The sequence below is a fragment of the Acidiphilium sp. PA genome (genome assembly GCF_026191915.1).
Lineage (GTDB): Bacteria > Pseudomonadota > Alphaproteobacteria > Acetobacterales > Acetobacteraceae > Acidiphilium.
Genome location: NZ_JAIMBY010000076.1, coordinates 1 through 1,747 on the forward strand (window position 1 = coordinate 1; position 1,747 = coordinate 1,747).

At 56.0% G+C, this 1,747-nt stretch carries 2 protein-coding genes and 1 pseudogene; 2 read left to right on the forward strand and 1 reads right to left on the reverse strand.

Annotated elements, in window-relative coordinates:
* Both AruPA_RS21590 and AruPA_RS21595 read left to right on the forward strand, forming a co-directional pair.
* A partial coding sequence (locus tag AruPA_RS21590) for an integrase core domain-containing protein (RefSeq protein WP_265638787.1) occupies positions 1-362 on the forward strand: 362 nt, incomplete at its 5' end.
* 408 nt (positions 363-770) lie between these two features.
* Positions 771-941, forward strand: coding sequence for a hypothetical protein (locus tag AruPA_RS21595; RefSeq protein ID WP_265638788.1), 171 nt, complete (start codon positions 771-773; stop codon positions 939-941).
* A 370-nt stretch (positions 942-1,311) separates the two neighbouring features.
* Here the strand turns inward: AruPA_RS21595 and AruPA_RS21600 are convergent.
* Positions 1,312-1,512 (reverse strand): annotated as a pseudogene (locus AruPA_RS21600) (general stress protein); the annotation flags it as partial.
* Positions 1,513-1,747 lie beyond the last annotated feature (235 nt).

The following is a 1,747-nucleotide window of genomic DNA, read 5'->3' on the forward strand; positions in this document are numbered from 1 at the left end:
GTCGGGCACTCCGCGGCGCGCGGGTCCCCCCTATGCACTACGTGGATAAGCCCCCGCCGCTAACGCTGTTTCTAACGCCCAAAGGGGTCGGAATTGGACGCGAAAAGGGGGTCGCGTTTGGACGCGATTTGACAATCGAGCGGCTCTGGAGGTCGCTGAAATACGAGTGCGTGTATATCCACGTCTTCGAGACGGGTTCCGCTCTGCGGGCCGGGCTGGCGCGCTGGATCGGCTTTTACAACGCCGTGAGGCCCCATACCGCCCTTGACGGTCGAACCCCCGACGAGGCTTATTACAAGATCGAAAATTCAGCATTGCCGGGGCTAGCCCCGGCAATGCTGAACACCAAACTGGCGGCGTGAATGCAACCGGAAAATAGCTTAAACCAGCCGCCAAACTGTCCGATCAACTGGGACCAGCTCATTTCTCCCGGATGGCCCAGTTGAGCTGCGCGCTATTGAAGATGCGCCCCACATGAACCAGCTCAAGGGTGCATCATCGCGGCCGGAACCGCCGCGGGTCTCACTCGAGGATATGCAGGATGCGATTGCACGCGGCAATTCATGAGGGTGGCGCTCGATACCAATGTCCTGTTCCGATATCTGATCTGGGATCAGGCATCGCAGTCAAACCCGGCAACAAGTCTGATCGAGGCGGCCGAGACTCTCGTCTTGTCGACGATCGTTCTTTGTGAAACCGTCTAGGTTCTGCGCCGGACGTATAAATTCCAGCCCAGCGATATCGTGGGCGTTTTCCGAGACCTGACGACCATGCCCTCCGTTGAGATTGATCGTACCCTGCTTGAGGCAGGTATAGGTTTGCTGATGGCGGGCGGAGACTTCGCCAACCTCGTCATTCTGGCCGAGGCTGACCGGGTAAAGGCGGATTATGTTGCTTCGTTTGTTGAGAACTTAGCCGCCACTCTTGAGAAGTTCCGTTGATATCGGTACACTGACGACCTCCGACGCTCATTTTACATCCCCGTTTCCGCTGCCAAGGCTCTGCTCGCGTGTCTTGCACGCGCTCGCATCCCTCGCCTCGGCCTGATGCCGGTTCGGGAAAAATTCGGCCGTTGTCGGCAGAGAACAGCCACCGACGGCAACCACCGCGAGCCGCAATTCGCTCGCTCTCTACATCGCCAATCGCGGACAAATACCACAAAAACACAGAGCGGATGAGAGATGCCGTCACCCTTCCGGTGACGGCACGCTCTTCGGACCATATCAGCGCTAAAATCCGATACAAACATTTATGTCGGATCGCTTTCGTCTCGATCTGGGTTCCGAAATTCCCCAACCTTCCGGTGAGGAGTTACTTCTGGCCGCCCTTGCGGCCGGCTTCGGATGCCCGCTCATGATCGTCCGCAAAATTGCCGCCGCTCTGCTGACCGCCCTTCCGGCCTGCCTCCGCAGCTTTTTCGCGATCATTCGCGAAATTGCCGCTGCTGTGCTGGCCACCTTTATGGCCAGCTTCAGAGGCCTTTTCACGGTCGTTCGCGAAGTTACCAGGGTTGGAATTCTGATTCTGTGCCATGTGCATCTCCGTATTTGGCGCAATATTGACGGCGCTATTGCCAGCCGAGGTTCGCCTTGGTACCCATGAGTTCGCGTTCATAAACGGTAAATTCAACCACTGGAAATGACGATTTCCAGTATTCGTCATTAACAATTGGACTATTCTCAAGTCCGCCTATTACTTTGTTTTGTAATCAGATATATGAGCCCGAATACTCATTAGCTTTTGGTTC

Coding starts and splice junctions, on each gene's coding strand:
- AruPA_RS21595 (WP_265638788.1), top strand. CDS start 771: ATGCCCTCCGTTGAGATTGATCGTACCCTGCTTGAGGCAGGTATAGGT.